The organism is Metabacillus indicus LMG 22858 (assembly GCF_000708755.2).
Taxonomy (GTDB): domain Bacteria; phylum Bacillota; class Bacilli; order Bacillales; family Bacillaceae; genus Bacillus_P; species Bacillus_P indicus.
In genome coordinates this window covers 1477186-1494138 of the sequence record NZ_JGVU02000002.1, presented here as the reverse complement: position 1 = coordinate 1494138, position 16953 = coordinate 1477186, and the positions used below count along the sequence as shown (strand labels likewise).

Below are 16953 nucleotides of genomic sequence, written 5' to 3'. Positions count from 1 at the left end.
GTAGGGGATTGATTGGCATTATCTTTCCATTATACTAAATATCATGTTATGATAAAGATTAGGATTCTCAAGAATGGAGGATTTTTCGTTGGATAACCACTCAAAAAAGAAAACGACAGTTGATATATATGGACAGCAATTTTCAATAGTAGGCACAGAAAGCACAAGTCATGTGCGTCTGGTGGCTTCTATTGTTGATGATAAAATGCGGGAAATCAGCAGTAAAAGTCCTAATCTTGATATAAATAAACTTGCCGTTCTGACGGCGGTCAATGTTGTTCATGACTACCTGAAATTAAGAGATGAATTTGAAAGACTAGAGAGACAAATTACAGAAAAGGATTGACGCAGTTAATGCTTGATATTGCCCTTTTAATTATTTTGATCATGGGTCTGCTCGTCGGACTGAAACGGGGATTCATCCTTCAGTTCATTCACCTTGCAGGATTCATTATCGCCTACATTGTAGCTTATAAATACTTCGGGGTTCTGGCGCCGAAGCTTGAGCTGTGGGTGCCATACCCGAGCTTTGGGGATAGCAGCTCCAGCATTTCGTTCTTTACAGGCGGAAACCTTGAGAATGCCTACTACCGCGCTGTTGCATTTGTCATCTTGTTCATCGGAACAAAGATCGTGCTTCAGATTGTCGGATCTATGCTTGATTTTGTTACATACCTTCCTGTATTAAAGCAGCTGAATAAATGGGCCGGTGCCATTCTTGGTTTTCTAGAAGTCTATTTGATTTTATTCATTCTCCTTTTTATCGGAGGTCTTCTGCCCATCCCTGAAGTACAGTCGGCGATGGGGGATTCGGGAATTGCCAAAGTGATTGTCCACCATACACCGTATTTTTCAGATAAAGTTCAGGAACTGTGGATCCAATATGCACCAAAATAACTTCTCCTCCAATCAGGAGAAGTTTTTTTGGCGCAAGTAGACGATTGTACATTTGCTTCAATTATTTGTATCATTCTAACTAGATGATTTGATCACGTACATGAGGTGAAAAACGTTGACTATACATAAAAAAGATGTCATTAAACTGCTTGAGCTTATTGCCGTTCATATGGAGCTTAAAGGAGAAAATCCGTTTAAAACCGCAGCTTTCAGAAAAGCGGCAAACGCTCTGGAAACAGATGACCGCAGTCTTACTGCGATTGATGATTTTACAAAGATTGCAGGCATCGGAAAAGGGACGGCTGCTGTCATTAAAGAATATATGGAAGCCGGAGAATCAGAAACGCTGAAGCAGCTGCAGGAAGAGGTGCCTCAAGGGCTTATCCCGCTGTTAAAGCTGCCGGGACTCGGCGGAAAGAAAATAGCGAAGCTGTATAAGGAGCTCGGCGTTACGGATGCTGAATCTCTTAAACAGGCATGTGAAGAAGAAAAAGTGCAGGCGCTGGCAGGCTTCGGCAAGAAAACGGAAGAAAAAATCCTTGAGGCCATCAAGGAAATGGGCACACGCCCTGAAAGGCTTCCGCTTTCTTTTGTCCTGCCGATCGCAGATGAAATTGAGACATATATTGAGTCGTGCGGGGAAATTCTGAAATACAGCAGGGCCGGAAGCTTAAGGCGCATGAGAGAAACAGTAAAAGATCTGGACTTTATCATCGCGACAGATCATCCGCAGTTTGTCAGAGAGCAGCTTCTTAAGATGCCGAACATTTCTTCCGTCATTGCAAGCGGAGATACGAAGGTATCTGTCGAGCTTTTATATGAATATGAAATTGGCGTCGATTTCCGTTTAGTTACATTAAAGGAATTTGCCTCAACGCTGCATCATTTCACGGGATCAAAAGATCACAATGTGAAAATGCGCCAGCTTGCAAAAGAGCGCGGAGAAAAGATCAGCGAGTACGGAGTTGAAAATACCGAAACAGGCGAAATCAAGACGTTTTCAACGGAAGAAGAGTTTTATGCACATTTTGATTTGCCTCACTTTCCGCCCGAGATCAGGGAGGACGGAACAGAGGTTGAAAAATACCGCAAAGATACAAAACTGATTTCACTCCAGGATATAAAAGGAGATCTCCATATGCACTCCACATGGAGCGATGGTGCGTTTACCATCAGTGAAATGGCGGAAGCGTGCAGGCTCCGGGGCTATCACTATATGGCCATTACGGATCATTCTCAGTATTTGAAGGTTGCAAACGGCCTGACTCCCGAACGGTTAAAAGCACAGCGGGAGGAAATTGATAAGCTGAATGAGCAGTACGATGATTTTAAGATTCTTGCAGGTGTAGAGATGGATATTCTGCCGGACGGAACGCTTGATTACAGCGACGATGTGCTGGATGGCATGGATTTTGTGATTGCTTCCATCCATTCTAGTTTTTCCCAGCCTCAGGATGTGATTATGAAACGGCTGAAAACGGCGCTGGACCACCACCGTGTCCATATGATTGCACATCCTACCGGGAGACTGATCGGCAAACGGAATGGATATGAACCTGATGTTGAGATGCTGATTCAGCTTGCAAAAGAGACAGATACGGTTCTTGAGCTGAATGCCAACCCAAACAGGCTTGATCTGAGTGCAGAACACATCAGAAAAGCGCATGAGGCAGGAGTCAAGGTTGCCATCAATACGGACGCCCATAACCTGGACATGCTTGAAGATATGAAAACAGGCGTTTCAACGGCCATTAAAGGCTGGGTGAAAGCTGAAAATGTGATAAATACTTGGGACCTGGACAAGCTGCAATCCTTTTTGAAAAAAGAAGGCAGCAGATAAACGCGGTCTAATGGGTCTAAAAGACAGCAAGGAGGCTGTATACCGTGCAGCAGCGAGTGTTGAACGTATTGGAATTTCATAAAGTAAAAGAACAGCTTGTGAAGCATGCGTCGTCATCTTTGGCGAAAGAAAAAGCAGACAAGCTGGTTCCTTCAACAAATGTTGAAGAAGTGAAAACATGGCAGGAGCAAACCGATGAAGCAGCTAAAGTGCTGAGACTTAAAGGCAATGTTCCGCTTGGCGGGCTGACCGATATCCGCAGCAGCATCAAGCGCGCTCAAATCGGCGGCATGCTGAATCCCTATGAACTGACAGAGATTTCAGGGACCCTCTATGCCGGGAAACAGATGAAGCGGTTTATTGAGGATATGATTGATGGCGGGATTGAACTGCCTCACCTTGACGGGTTTGCAGCCCAAATACAACCTCTGCAGGAACTTGAGCAGGAAATTTCGCACTGCATTGGAGATAACGGAGAGGTGCTTGACGGGGCAAGCGACACACTGCGGTCGATCCGAACGTCCCTTAGAACAACTGAATCACGGATAAGAGAGAAATTAGAATCGATGATCAGGTCGTCATCTGCCCAAAAGATGCTTTCTGATGCCATCATTACAATCCGGAACGAACGGTATGTCATTCCCGTTAAGCAGGAATACCGCTCCGCATACGGCGGCATTGTCCATGACCAGTCATCATCAGGAGCTACGCTTTTCATTGAGCCTCAGGTCATTGTTGATTTGAACAACACGCTTCAGCAGGCGCGAATGAAAGAAAAAATAGAAATTGACCGGATTTTAACGGATCTGTCACTTAAAGTGGCCGAAGAGTCTGAAGCACTTCTAGTCAATGTCGAAGCTTTGAGCGAAATGGACTTTATGTTTACAAAAGCAGGCTACGCCAAAAAAATCAAAGCATCCAAGCCGGAAATGAACGGCAGCGGAAGAATCAAATTGTTCAAAGCGCGCCATCCTCTTTTAAATCCTGACGAAGTAGTCCCAAACGACATTGAGCTCGGGACAGATTTTTCCACGATTGTGATTACAGGACCTAACACAGGGGGAAAAACCGTCACGCTTAAAACCGTCGGCCTGTTCACGCTGATGGCCCAGTCAGGGCTTCAGATTCCTGCGCTTGACGGATCGGAGATGGCTGTTTTTGAAAATGTGTATGCCGATATCGGGGACGAGCAGTCGATTGAACAGAGCTTGAGTACGTTCTCTTCCCATATGGTCAACATTGTGGATATTCTGAAAAGGGTTGATTCTGAAAGTCTCGTGCTGTTTGATGAGCTTGGTGCAGGAACAGATCCTCAGGAAGGCGCAGCGCTTGCGATATCCATCCTGGATGAAGTTCATCACAGGGGGGCAAGGGTCATCGCTACGACCCATTATCCTGAGCTGAAAGCTTATGGATACAACCGCGAAGGCGTCGTGAACGCAAGTGTCGAGTTTAATGTGGAAACACTGAGCCCGACATACAAGCTGCTGATTGGTGTGCCGGGACGAAGCAACGCATTTGAAATCTCAAAGCGCCTTGGTCTCATGAATTCAGTGATTGACCGGGCGAAATCTCATATGAGCGAAGACAGCAATGAAGTAGATTCTATGATTGCCTCGCTTGAAGAGAGCAAAAAACGTTCGGACTTTGAGCTTACAGAGGCAGAGCAGCTGAGAAAAGATGCAGAGGATCTGCATGCTGAACTGCAAAAACAAATACTGGAATTCAATGAAGAACGTGATAAACTATTTGAAAAAGCAGAAAAGAAAGCAGCTGAAAAAGTGGAAGCTGCACAAGCGGAAGCAGAATCGATTATCCGCGAGCTGAGAAGAATGCAGAAAGAACATCGTACAGGCATTAAAGAGCATGAGCTGATCGATGCAAAAAAACGCCTGGAAGAAGCTGTTCCGGAATTTGAAAAGAGCAAAAAACCTGTGAAAACCGCTCCTCAGAAACACCGGTTTGAAGAAGGCGACGAAGTCAAAGTCATCAGCTTTAATCAAAAAGGCCATCTTCTTTCCAAAGTAGGAGAGAGCGAATGGCAGGTTCAGATCGGCATCCTGAAAATGAAAGTGAACGAAAAGGACCTCCAATACATCAGCAGGCCTAAACCGGTTGAAACAAAGCCGCTTGCTGTGGTGAAGGGTAAGGATTATCACGTATCACTTGAGCTTGACCTCAGGGGAGAACGCTACGAAAATGCCCTCATGAGGGTTGAGAAGTATATGGATGATGCTGTTCTTGCAGGCTACCCGAGGATTTCCATTATCCACGGAAAAGGTACCGGAGCCCTTCGCACAGGGGTGCAGGAATACCTGAAAAAACACAGGAACGTAAAAAGCACACGCTACGGAGAAGCAGGAGAAGGCGGAACGGGTGTAACGATTGTTGAATTAAAATAGACATTAGGAGATCTTCAATGAATCAATTTTGGGAGAATGAATTCGTTCAAACAGCTGCGTATTACAGCGTGGTCATCTTATGCATTGTTGTCTTTTTGGCGATATTTGAAATTGTGACAAAGTACAACAACTGGGATGAAATTCAAAAAGGGAATCTAGCGGTTGCGATGACAACAGGAGGCAAAATCTTCGGAATTGCCAACGTCTTCCGTTTTTCCATCGGTCAGCATGATTCGCTGTTTGAAATGATCGGCTGGGGCATGTTTGGATTCGTCCTGCTGCTGCTGGGCTATTTTATCTATGAATTTTTAACGCCGAAATTCAGAATCGATGATGAAATCCAAAAGGACAACCGTGCTGTAGGGTTTATCTCAATGGTCATTTCCATCGGATTGTCCTACGTGATCGGCGCAGGGATATAAGGGGAGAAAACAGTGGAAACATTAGCGAAAGTACTGCTCGCCGTATGCGGCCTTTTCATCGCAGTGGGAATTATCTTTCTGGTCTTTTTTGCTTAAGTTTGTGAAATTGGCTGTAATCGAATATTAGCGGACTGCAGCGGAAGGGAGCGTCTTCAGACAAAACGCTCCCAAAAACCAGTCCCAGAAGAGAACCCGGATTTCATAACATGAATCCAGGTTTTTTTCATATAGTTAAATTAATAAAAAATATTCTATATTCTGAATATATCTTTGGTATACTTTCTATATAAGCCAAAAGTCATAATGGCAGCAAAAGGGAGGAATGAAAATGGAAGTGCAAAAACCATGGCTTCATCTATATCCTGACGAAATACCCCACTACACAGAATTTGACAACCTGCCTCTACAAGCCTATCTTACAAAAGCAGCAGATGAGTTTCCGGCAAAAACCGCCATTCACTTCTTGGGAAAGGAGCTGACGTTCAGGGAAGTCCATGAACAATCTTTGAAACTTGCAGCCTACCTTCAGGAGCTGGGACTGAAAAAAGATGAGCGCGTATCGATCATGCTCCCGAACTGCCCTCAGGCAGTCATTGCCTACTACGGCGTCCTTTTTGCCGGAGGAATAGTCGTTCAGACAAATCCGCTGTATATGGAAAGAGAGCTTGAATATCAGCTGAATGACTCTGACGCCAAATACATCATTACGCTAGATCTTCTCTATCCAAGGGTCTCAAAAATGAAAGCGTTAACAGTTCTTGAACACATCATCGCAACAAGCATCAAAGATTATCTTCCATTCCCTAAAAATCTGCTTTATCCGTTCGTGCAGAAAAAACAGAACCAGATTGTCGTCAAAATCGAGCATGGCGGACATACACACCAGTTTAAAGAAATTATGAAAAGGGAGAGCACGGAAGTAGAAGCATTTGAAGTGAATACAAAAGAGGACGTGGCTCTTCTTCAATATACAGGCGGCACAACAGGGTTTCCAAAAGGGGTTATGCTGACGCATGAAAATCTTGTGGCAAATACGTCCATGTGCACATCCTGGATGTATCAGTGCAGGCGCGGCGAAGAATCTGTTCTCGGCATCCTGCCGTTCTTTCACGTATACGGAATGACTGCGGTCATGAACCTGTCCATTATGCAGGGATATAAGATGATTCTGCTGCCGAAGTTTGATGCGACAGATACGCTGAAAGCAATCGACAAGCTGAAGCCAACCCTGTTTCCTGGCGCTCCGACTATTTATATAGCCCTGTTGAATCATCCCGATCTTAAAAAATATGACCTTTCTTCCGTTGAGTCCTGCATAAGCGGATCCGCTCCGCTTCCGGTTGAGGTTCAGGAGCAATTTGAACGGGAAACCGGAGGAAAACTTGTGGAGGGATACGGTCTTTCTGAAGCATCTCCTGTTACACATTCCAACTTCCTCTGGTCACACAGAAAAAAAGGAAGCATCGGTGTGCCGTGGCCCAGCACAGATTCTGTGATCCTCTCATTTGAAACCGGAAAACCGGCCGCGTTTAACGAGCTCGGGGAAATTGCTGTCAGAGGTCCCCAGATCATGAAGGGATATTGGAAAAAGCCTGAAGAGACGGCTGCCGTCATCAAGGATGGCTGGCTGCTTACAGGTGATATCGGCTATATGGATGAGGAAGGCTATTTTTATATTGTCGACAGAAAGAAAGATATGATTATAGCGGGCGGATTTAATATCTATCCGCGCGAGATCGAAGAAGTGCTTTATGAGCATGAAAAAGTGCAGGAAGTGGTCGTCGCAGGCATACCTGACCCGTACAGAGGGGAAACGGTCAAAGCCTACATCGTCCTGAAAGAGGGAGAAGAGGCAACCGAGCAGGAATTTGACGAGTTTGCCCGCAAACATATGGCAGCTTACAAAATTCCAAGAATCTATGAATTCCGTCAGGAGCTTCCAAAGACAGCTGTCGGAAAGATTTTGAGGCGATCTCTAGTTGAAGAGGAAAAAGAAAAGCTGAAAAATGCAAATTAAGTTATCATCAGCTCCGTATTATTTGTTTAGACTCCAGTGGACTGAAGCGGAAGGCACTTGACTCCTTGTCCAGCTGCAGCGCCCAACTCCTCTGTCAGAACAAAATCCCCCAAAAAGTCAAACCCGGACTTTTCGGGTGATTTCTTATCTGACTGCCGGAGCAAAACGGGCGCTTCCGCTTTTCTATGGGATGAAGAGGGCACTGAAGATCCCGCAAGCGCAGCGAGGAAGCTTCAGGCACTCCCCGCGGAAAGCAAGTGACTGGAGCGAAAGGGAACGGGTACAATCTTAAAAATGAATAACTTGGAACGACCCCCATGTTGCTGCGGGGGTCTTTTCAAGCTATGATGAAGAAACACTTCTATAACCTTTTTCCGGGCTGCATCTTTTTCTTGACAGAAGAGCTTTGTCATTTTATGATGAAAATATGAATGATGATTCATTCATTATTTGAAAGGAAGAATGAACTTTGAAGCAAAAACGACCAAAATACCTCCAGATCATTGATGCAGCTGTCATCGTGATTGCCGAAAACGGCTACCATCACGCACAGGTATCAAAGATTGCCAAGCAGGCTGGAGTAGCTGATGGCACCATCTATCTGTATTTTAAGAACAAAGAAGATATCCTTATCTCCCTCTTTCAGGAAAAGATGGGCGTGTTCATCGAAAAAATTCAACAAGAAATAGCAGGAAAAGACACGGCTGCGGAGAAATTATATATGTTGATAGAAAAGCATTTTTCTCTATTGGCAGAAGACCATCACCTGGCTGTTGTGACCCAGCTTGAACTCAGGCAGTCCAATAAGGAACTTCGCCTGAGAATCAACGAGATACTCAAAGGGTACCTGAATATCCTTGACTCCATTATTCAGACTGGGAAAGATACCTCTGAATTCAGCGAGGATCTCGATGCAAGACTTGCAAGGCAAATGATTTTCGGAACGATTGACGAAACAGTCACAACTTGGGTTATGAACGACCTGAAGTTTGACCTGCCTGCACTTGCGGGAAATGTTCACAAACTTTTAATCAACGGCTGCGGCAGGGTGTAGCGTCACCCTCTGCGCCAACATGCACAAAAGGAGGCCTGAGCTGTGAGTTATTTAAAAGTCAAAGTAGAAGATTATGTTGCGGACGTAACCATACACCAACCTCCCGCAAACGCATTATCGTCCTATGTTTTGAAAGAGCTTTCATCACTGATGGATGAGTTTGAATCAAACAAAGAGGTAAGAGTTATTGTCATTCACGGAGAAGGACGTTTCTTCTCTGCAGGAGCTGACATTAAGGAATTTACGGCAGTGAAAAACGGCGAAGAATTTTCAGGACTTGCCGCAAACGGCCAGGAGCTTTTTGAACGAATCGAGACCTTTCCAAAGCCGGTCATCGCTTCAATCCATGGAGCTGCCCTTGGCGGCGGTCTTGAACTCGCAATGAGCTGCCACGTAAGGCTTGTCACTGAAAACGCAAAGCTTGGACTGCCTGAACTGCAGCTTGGCCTGATTCCGGGATTTGCAGGATCGCAGCGCCTCCCTAAATATGTAGGAGAAGCGAAAGCGCTTGAAATGCTGCTGACGAGCGAACCGATCTCAGGTACGGAAGCGGTGTCCTATGGACTTGCAAACCATGCTTTTCCTGAAGACTCTCTCGCTGAAGAGACAATGAAGCTTGCAAAGAAATTTGCAGCGAAAAGTCCGATAGCCGTTGCGGCAGCCATTGATCTGATCAACGCTTCTAAAACTCTTCCTTACCATGAAAGAGTAAAGAAGGAAGCCGGATATTTCGGCACCGTTTTTGAAAGTGCGGACGCCAAAGAAGGCATAAGTGCTTTCCTTGAGAAAAGACAGCCGCAGTTCAAAGGCGAATAAACGTCACTGATTAAACGTTACATACGTTTTTTCTATACAATTTGAATGCTTAACGTAAATAGGGGGATGGACATGAATATTTATGTAATCATGAAAAAAACGTTTGATACGGAAGAAAAAATAACGCTTCAAAACGGCAAAATCAACGAAGACGGCGCCGAGTTCATTATTAATCCTTACGATGAATATGCGATTGAAGAAGCGATTCAGATCCGCGATGCAAACAGCGGGGAAGTAACAGTTGTGACAATCGGCGGCGAAGAGGCTGAGAAGGAACTGCGCACAGCTCTTGCCATGGGGTGTGACAAGGCTGTTCTTATTAATACGGAAGACGATCTTGAAGACGGAGATCAGTTTACAACGTCAAAGATTCTTGCTGAATATTTTAAAGACAAGGATGCAGATTTGATTCTCGGCGGAAACGTTGCAATTGACGGCGGTTCAGGCCAGGTAGGCCCACGTCTTGCAGAACTTCTTGATATTCCTTATGTTACGACAATTACTAAGCTTGAAATCAATGGAAATCAGGCTACCGTTGTCCGTGATGTAGAAGGTGATTCAGAAGTAATCGAAACATCACTTCCTTTGCTTGTAACAGCACAGCAGGGACTGAACGAGCCGCGCTACCCATCTTTGCCTGGAATCATGAAAGCAAAGAAAAAGCCGCTTGAAGAGCTGGAACTGGATGATCTGGATCTAGAGGAAGATGACGTTGAACCGAAAACGAAAACAATCGAAATTTATATGCCGCCAAAGAAAGAAGCAGGAAAAGTGCTTCAGGGCGAGCTTGATGCCCAGGTAAAAGAACTGGTATCACTTCTTCGCAACGAAGCGAAAGTCATCTGACAATCTGGACCAGCACGGAATTACTTTCTATCAAACGTATAACAGGGGGACTCTATAATGGCACGAAAAGTACTGGTACTCGGAGAAGTACGTGATCAATCACTCCGCAATGTTTCTTTTGAAGCAATTGCTGCAGGCAAAACGATTTCAGAAGGCGGGGAAGTAACAGCTGTTCTTTTAGGGGAAAGCGTTGCTTCACTTGCACAGGAAATGATCCATTACGGTGCGGACCGTGTAATTACGGTGGAAGACGCAAAGCTGAAAACATATACGCCTGACGGTTATTCACAGGCTCTTCTGGCTGTAATTGAACAGGAAAAACCTGAAGGTCTGGTTTTTGGCCATACAGCTCTTGGAAAAGATTTATCGCCTAAAATCGCTGCGAAAATCGGTTCAGGCCTGATCTCAGATGCAACGGATTTAGAAGTGACAGGCGGAAATGCCGTGTTCACTCGACCAATCTACTCAGGAAAAGCGTTCGAAAAGAAAATTGTGACTGACGGAACAATTTTTGCTACAATTCGTCCAAATAACATTGCTCCTCTTGAAAAGGATGAATCAAGAAGCGGCGAAGTATCTTCAGTAACAGCTGATATCAAAGATCTTCGCACAGTTGTAAAAGAAGTGGTGCGCAAAGCAACTGAAGGCGTGGATCTCTCAGAAGCAAAAGTGATTGTCGCAGGCGGACGCGGAGTGAAAAGCACAGACGGCTTTAACCCTCTTAAAGAGCTTTCGGATGTTCTTGGCGGAGCGGTTGGCGCTTCCCGCGGTGCATGTGATGCGGATTACTGCGATTATTCCCTGCAGATCGGCCAGACAGGAAAAGTTGTCACTCCTGACTTGTACATTGCCTGCGGCATCTCCGGAGCCATTCAGCATTTAGCAGGTATGTCCAACTCGAAAATCATTGTTGCCATCAACAAAGATCCGGAAGCAAATATCTTTAAAGTGGCCGATTACGGTATTGTGGGTGACCTCTTTGAAGTCGTTCCGCTTCTGACAAAAGAATTCAAAAAGCTTAAAGTACATTCTTAAAAGACCATAAAAACACGACCTTGCCCGTCGTGTTTTTATTTTCTCCAGTCTGGATATGTTTTTCCTCATAAAGTTGGGGAAAAGTAAATGTGAGCAAAAAATTCGCAGACCCAATTCTTTAATGCTATACTTCAGTTATTACTCGATTTTAGGAGGAAATTACAATGGCAATTACAAATGCAACAGATCAAACATTCACAGCAGAAACTAGCGAAGGCGTAGTCCTCGTTGACTTTTGGGCTCCATGGTGCGGACCTTGTAAAATGATTGCTCCGGTTCTTGAAGAACTTGATCAGGAAATGGGCGACAAAGTGAAAGTTGTTAAGCTTGATGTTGATGAAAACCAGGAAACAGCAGGCAAATACGGAGTTATGAGCATTCCGACTCTGCTTGTATTCAAAAACGGCGAAGTTGTAGACAAAACGGTTGGATTCCAGCCTAAAGAAGCTTTAGCTGAACTACTTAACAAACACGCATAATTCGAAAACCTGCCTGAGATTATTCGGCTGGATCTTTCAAAATGAAAACCCAGGCTTACGAGCTTGGGTTTTTCGTTTCTCTTTCAAAAAGGAGAAAAAGCTCCTCTCCGATTCGAAAAATATGTCAATTATTGCTCAGGAAATGATTGCCCCGCTGCCTGTAAAACAGGCACGAATTCTCCTCTGACTGCGTCTGCAAATTAGCATGCATATCTCCGCACGACTCACAGACAGGAAAATGGTACAATATTGGAATAAACCTTATTAATGGAGTGTCCGCAATGGAGCAATTGATAAAAGAAAAGCTGGCCGTTTTGCCGGATCAGCCGGGCTGCTATTTGATGAAGGACCGTTTCGGCACCGTTATATATGTCGGAAAAGCAAAAGTGCTGAAGAATCGTGTCCGTTCTTATTTTACAGGCTCGCATGACGGGAAAACGCAGCGGCTTGTGAGTGAAATCAGGGATTTTGAATACATTGTAACCTCTTCAAATATAGAAGCGCTAATCTTAGAGCTGAATCTGATAAAAAAGCATGATCCAAAATACAATATCATGCTGAAGGATGACAAAATTTATCCGTTTATCAAAATCACCGGTGAAAGACATCCGCGGCTGATCGTTACCAGAAATGTAAAGAAGGATAAAGGAAAATACTTCGGTCCCTATCCAAACGTGCAGGCAGCAAGGGAAACGAAAAAGCTGCTTGACCGCCTCTATCCTCTAAGAAAATGCTCCACACTCCCTGATCGTGTATGCCTTTACTACCACATGGGACAATGCCTTGCACCCTGCGTCTACAATGTGACCCAGGAACAGAACAGGCAGATGGTGGACGAAATGACGCGCTTTCTTAAAGGCGGATTTAAGCAGATTAAAGAGGAACTCTCAAAGAAAATGCTGGCTGCATCTGAGAACCTTGACTTTGAACGTGCGAAGGAATTCCGGGACCAGATTGCCCATATTGACGCCACGATGGAAAAGCAAAAGATGACGATGAATGACTTTGTCGACCGCGATGTGTTCGGTTATTCGTACGACAAGGGGTGGATGTGCGTTCAGGTGTTTTTTGTAAGACAGGGCAAGCTGATTGAACGGGATATTGCCATGTTCCCGCTTTATCAGGAACCGGAAGAAGAGTTTTTAACCTTCCTCGGCCAGTTTTACTCAAAGAGCAATCACATTCTTCCTAAAGAAATACTGCTTCCGGACAGCGTTGACCGGGAGATGGCTGCTGAGCTTCTCGGAGTCACTGCGACGCAGCCTCAGCGGGGAAAGAAAAAGGATCTCGTTCTGCTTGCACATGAAAATGCGAAAATTGCCCTTAAAGAAAAATTCTCGCTGATTGAGCGCGATGAAGAACGAACGATAAAAGCGATCGACCAGCTGGGTGAAAAAATGGGTATTTATACGCCTGCAAGAATTGAAGCCTTTGATAATTCAAACATTCAGGGTACAGATCCGGTATCGGCCATGATCGTTTTCATTGACGGGAAGCCTGCTAAAAAGGAATACAGAAAGTATAAAATTAAAACCGTTAAAGGCCCTGATGATTATGAGTCGATGCGGGAAGTTGTCCGCAGACGATATACGCGCGTCCTGAAAGAAGAACTACCGCTTCCTGACTTGATTATTATTGACGGGGGAAAAGGCCACCTTGCAGCAGCTCAGGATGTGCTTGAAAATGAGCTTGGCTTGACCATACCTGTAGCAGGCCTTGTAAAGGACGACAAACATAGAACATCCAACCTCATGGTCGGCAGTCCGCCTGAAATTGTGGAGCTTGAACGAAACAGCCAGGAGTTCTATCTCCTCCAGCGCATTCAGGATGAGGTTCACCGGTTTGCGATTACTTTCCACAGGCAGACGCGCGGAAAGACCGCTTTTCAATCGATTCTGGATGACATACCCGGCGTTGGCGAAAAGCGCAGGAAGGTCCTGCTGAAACATTTCGGGTCTGTGAAAAAAATGAAAGAGGCAAGTATTGAGGACATTATCGCTGCAGGCATGCCTTCAAATACCGCAGAATTAATCTATGAAAAACTGCAGGAAAAAGAAGAAGCATAAAATGTTCTTGCTTTAAGCAGTAAGGTTTGCTAAAATTTTAACTAATTTCATAAATCAGATCGTTTAGTTCGTTAAATGACGGTAGAGGTGCGGACTTCAAGAGTAGCGCGTCAGAGGAAAATGGATTCCTTTGAAGACGCGTGAAAGGGGAGCGCCGCCGAAGCAAAGAAAGAGCCATTTCTTCTCTTTGCTGGTTTTGCGTTTAAGAGACGCAGGATTGTCAAGAAGATGTTTTTCTTGGAGCGCTATCTCATTGTATGAATGAAGTTCCATTATTCGTTTATGCAAGCAATGAGATAGAGAATCTCATTGCTTTTTTTGCGTTTTCCGGGATTCTCCCTTTTACTTGCTGACGATCAAATAAGACTTGAAAGGCGAGAGGCGATATGGGTTTAATTGTACAAAAATTTGGGGGCACATCAGTTGGTTCTCCGGAGAAAATCATGAATGCTGCCAACCGTGCAGCTGAAGAAAGCCAAAAGGGCAACAGTGTTGTTGTCGTTGTATCGGCAATGGGGAAAACAACGGATCATTTAGTATCACTTGCAGCTGAAATCACACAAAAACCAAGCAAGCGCGAAATGGACATGCTGCTTTCAACAGGAGAGCAAGTGACCATCTCTCTACTGACAATGGCTTTGCAGGCGAAAGGCTATGACGCTGTTTCCTATACAGGCTGGCAGGCCGGCATCAGCACAGAGCACGTCCATGGAAATGCGAGAATTTCCGGAATTGATACAGAGAAAATAGAAAAACGGCTTTCTGAAGGGAAAATCGTCGTTGTTGCCGGATTTCAGGGCTTTGCAGACGGCAGCGAGATTACGACTCTTGGACGCGGAGGATCCGATACAACAGCAGTTGCCTTAGCAGCGGCGCTGAAAGCGGACAAATGCGATATTTATACAGATGTGACGGGTGTTTACACAACCGATCCGCGCTTTGTAAAAGGGGCAAGAAAGCTTGAGGGAATTTCCTATGATGAAATGCTTGAGCTCGCTAACCTGGGAGCGGGTGTCCTGCATCCGCGTGCAGTTGAATTTGCCAAAAATTACGGAGTACCGCTTGAAGTCAGATCCAGCACAGAAGCCGAACGGGGCACGCTTATTGAGGAGGAAACAGATATGGAACAGAATTTAATTGTAAGAGGCATTGCATTTGAAGATCAGGTGTCAAAAGTGACGGTTTGCGGGCTGCAAAACGGATTGATGGCTCTTTCCACCATTTTCAAAACACTCGCAAGCCACGGAATCAATGTGGATATTATTATTCAAAGTACAGCAAACGCACAGATTGCTTCTCTTTCATTCTCTGTTAAAACAGGTGAGGTCGAAGAGACCGTGCACGTTCTTGAAACGTATAAGGAGGAACTCGGATTTGAACGGATCGAATTTGAAAACGGCCTGGCCAAAGTCTCGATCGTAGGATCCGGAATGGTCTCAAACCCGGGAGTTGCCGCGGAAATGTTCCATGTTCTTGCGAAGGAACAGATTGAGGTGAAAATGGTCAGCACGTCAGAAATAAAAGTTTCAACGGTAGTCGGCCATGCTGATATGGTGAAAGCGGTAGAAGCGCTGCACGACGCATTTGAACTTTCAGAGCAGCCGGCAGGCGTCCTTGGCGCCAACTGAGAGCTTTGATGAAAATAAAAAAAGGGCGGGTATCATGAGTACCCGTCCTTTATTCGTTTTCAAACTCCATGTCTTTGTAGTCCCATTTCACAGTAAAGTGAACTTTGTCCGCACGTTTTTTAACATGCTCATATGTTTCGGTGATCTGCTTGTTCATGCGCTGCACCTGCTGGGCGATGAAACCTGCTTCAAGCTGGAACGAAGGTTCTTTCATCGTTTTAAATCTTGCCTGGATCAGTTCGCTTTGCAGCTGAAATTCCATTTCGTCTTTTTTCTTATGTACAAGTGAAAGGTTTCCAAAGCCTGCGAGCGAAAAGAAAGCGATCAGCTCGTCGATGGATTCTGCCGGATACTTCCGCGCAAGGCTCTTGCCTGCCCAGTACATCATGGAAGCGGACTCGTTCCCCAAAATGTCAGGAATAAGCACTTCTCTAAGGAGTTCATATGCAAACGCAGGCACCTGCATATCTCTGAGCTGTGCCGTGTCAATTTGTTCTTTCGTTTTTTTCACATTCTTCCCCTCTTTCTGATTTTTATTATATATCAAGATGCGGCATGAGGCACATGCAATAAAAGTAAATTATCTGACCGATCAGCGCCAGATTAGTATTTTAAGAAAATAAAAATTGTTTGAAAAAGAGATTTGTCACAAAATTAAAATTTATGAACACGTTTTCTTGACGCTGTACCGCGTGAGGAGTACAATAAATTTGTCACATTTTATCATACAATGTTTATTTTTTTAAAAGATTGCCGGGGAATAGGAGAAACATTAAAAAAAAGATTTTAAGATTACTAGGGGGTTATGTTGAGATGGCTGGAAACAGAGAGTATTTGAACCGAAGACTTCATTCCTTGCTTGGAGTGATTCCGGTTGGCGTCTTCTTAATTCAGCATCTTGTTGTAAATAACTTTGCAACAAGAGGAGAAGAAGCATTTAACAATGCTGCACATTTTATGGAAAGCTTGCCGTTTAGAATTGTTCTGGAGACATTTATTATATTCCTCCCGCTTTTATACCATGCAATCTACGGAATTTACATTGCGTTTACAGCGAAAAACAACGTCAGCAAGTTCGGATACTTCCGCAACTGGATGTTCATGCTTCAGAGAATCTCAGGTGTTATTACACTGATTTTCGTTTCATGGCACGTGTGGGAAACAAGAATTGCAGCTGCCTTTGGAGCAGAAGTGAATTTTGATATGATGGCCTCTATTTTCAGCAATCCATTCATGATTGTTTTTTACGTAGTTGGTGTAGTATCAACAATCTTCCACTTTGCAAACGGCCTGTGGTCATTTGCTGTGAGCTGGGGAATTACAGTCACTCCTAGATCACAATTGATCTCCACTTACGTGACAATCGCACTTTTCCTTGCACTGTCCTACGTTGGAGTCAGCACTATTTTTGCATTTGTTTGATGAGTACTAGAATCAAAGGGAGTGGGCCA

General features: G+C 44.6%; 15 protein-coding genes and 1 riboswitch. Of the genes, 14 read left to right on the top strand and 1 reads right to left on the bottom strand.

The features are described 5' to 3' along the window. Positions 1 to 73 precede the first annotated feature (73 nt). The 13 genes from zapA (at position 74) to AZ46_RS10885 (ending at position 15502) form a co-directional block, all read left to right on the top strand. Positions 74 to 346, top strand: a complete 273-nt coding sequence (zapA, locus tag AZ46_RS10945; protein WP_035207236.1) for a cell division protein ZapA — start codon at positions 74 to 76, stop codon at positions 344 to 346. Between the two features lie 8 nt (positions 347 to 354). Next, entirely contained in the window at positions 355 to 897 is a 543-nt protein-coding gene (locus AZ46_RS10940) for a CvpA family protein (protein ID WP_029279220.1), read from the top strand. A 115-nt stretch (positions 898 to 1012) separates the two neighbouring features. Then, positions 1013 to 2737, top strand: coding sequence for a DNA polymerase/3'-5' exonuclease PolX (gene polX, locus AZ46_RS10935; protein WP_029279222.1), 1725 nt, complete (start codon positions 1013 to 1015; stop codon positions 2735 to 2737). 44 nt (positions 2738 to 2781) lie between these two features. Continuing rightward, positions 2782 to 5139 carry an endonuclease MutS2 gene (locus AZ46_RS10930; protein ID WP_029279223.1) on the top strand — a complete coding sequence of 786 codons (2358 nt, stop codon included), beginning with the start codon at positions 2782 to 2784 and terminating at the stop codon, positions 5137 to 5139. A 17-nt stretch (positions 5140 to 5156) separates the two neighbouring features. Continuing rightward, positions 5157 to 5561 (top strand): DUF350 domain-containing protein, encoded by a 405-nt coding sequence (locus AZ46_RS10925; protein WP_029279225.1) that lies wholly within the window; start codon positions 5157 to 5159, stop codon positions 5559 to 5561. 328 nt (positions 5562 to 5889) lie between these two features. Then, a complete protein-coding gene (locus tag AZ46_RS10920; protein WP_029279227.1) occupies positions 5890 to 7578 on the top strand; it encodes an AMP-binding protein in 1689 nt (562 codons plus the stop codon). A 469-nt stretch (positions 7579 to 8047) separates the two neighbouring features. Then, positions 8048 to 8632, top strand: coding sequence for a TetR/AcrR family transcriptional regulator (locus AZ46_RS10915; RefSeq protein ID WP_029279229.1), 585 nt, complete (start codon positions 8048 to 8050; stop codon positions 8630 to 8632). Positions 8633 to 8674: 42 nt separating this feature from the next. Further along, entirely contained in the window at positions 8675 to 9448 is a 774-nt protein-coding gene (locus AZ46_RS10910; protein WP_029279231.1) for an enoyl-CoA hydratase, read from the top strand. A 72-nt stretch (positions 9449 to 9520) separates the two neighbouring features. Continuing rightward, positions 9521 to 10294, top strand: coding sequence for an electron transfer flavoprotein subunit beta/FixA family protein (locus AZ46_RS10905; protein ID WP_029279233.1), 774 nt, complete (start codon positions 9521 to 9523; stop codon positions 10292 to 10294). A 57-nt stretch (positions 10295 to 10351) separates the two neighbouring features. Continuing rightward, entirely contained in the window at positions 10352 to 11329 is a 978-nt protein-coding gene (locus AZ46_RS10900) for an electron transfer flavoprotein subunit alpha/FixB family protein (RefSeq protein WP_029279235.1), read from the top strand. A gap of 164 nt (positions 11330 to 11493) precedes the next feature. Beyond that, a complete protein-coding gene (gene trxA / locus AZ46_RS10895) occupies positions 11494 to 11808 on the top strand; it encodes a thioredoxin (RefSeq protein WP_029279237.1) in 315 nt (104 codons plus the stop codon). A 281-nt stretch (positions 11809 to 12089) separates the two neighbouring features. Further along, on the top strand, positions 12090 to 13874 hold the full coding sequence (uvrC, locus tag AZ46_RS10890) for an excinuclease ABC subunit UvrC (RefSeq protein WP_029279239.1): 1785 nt from the start codon (positions 12090 to 12092) through the stop codon (positions 13872 to 13874). Positions 13875 to 13948: 74 nt separating this feature from the next. After that, positions 13949 to 14130: riboswitch (Lysine riboswitch) on the top strand. Positions 14131 to 14260: 130 nt separating this feature from the next. Continuing rightward, a complete protein-coding gene (locus tag AZ46_RS10885; RefSeq protein WP_029279241.1) occupies positions 14261 to 15502 on the top strand; it encodes an aspartate kinase in 1242 nt (413 codons plus the stop codon). A gap of 49 nt (positions 15503 to 15551) precedes the next feature. Here the strand turns inward: AZ46_RS10885 and AZ46_RS10880 are convergent, their stop codons facing one another. Continuing rightward, entirely contained in the window at positions 15552 to 15968 is a 417-nt protein-coding gene (locus AZ46_RS10880) for a YslB family protein (protein ID WP_051827337.1), read from the bottom strand. A gap of 347 nt (positions 15969 to 16315) precedes the next feature. On the opposite strand from AZ46_RS10880, the gene AZ46_RS10875 reads away from it, so the two are divergent. Further along, complete coding sequence (locus AZ46_RS10875; RefSeq protein ID WP_029279245.1) at positions 16316 to 16924, top strand: succinate dehydrogenase cytochrome b558 subunit; 609 nt, start codon at positions 16316 to 16318, stop codon at positions 16922 to 16924. The last annotated feature ends 29 nt before the right edge of the window (positions 16925 to 16953 follow it).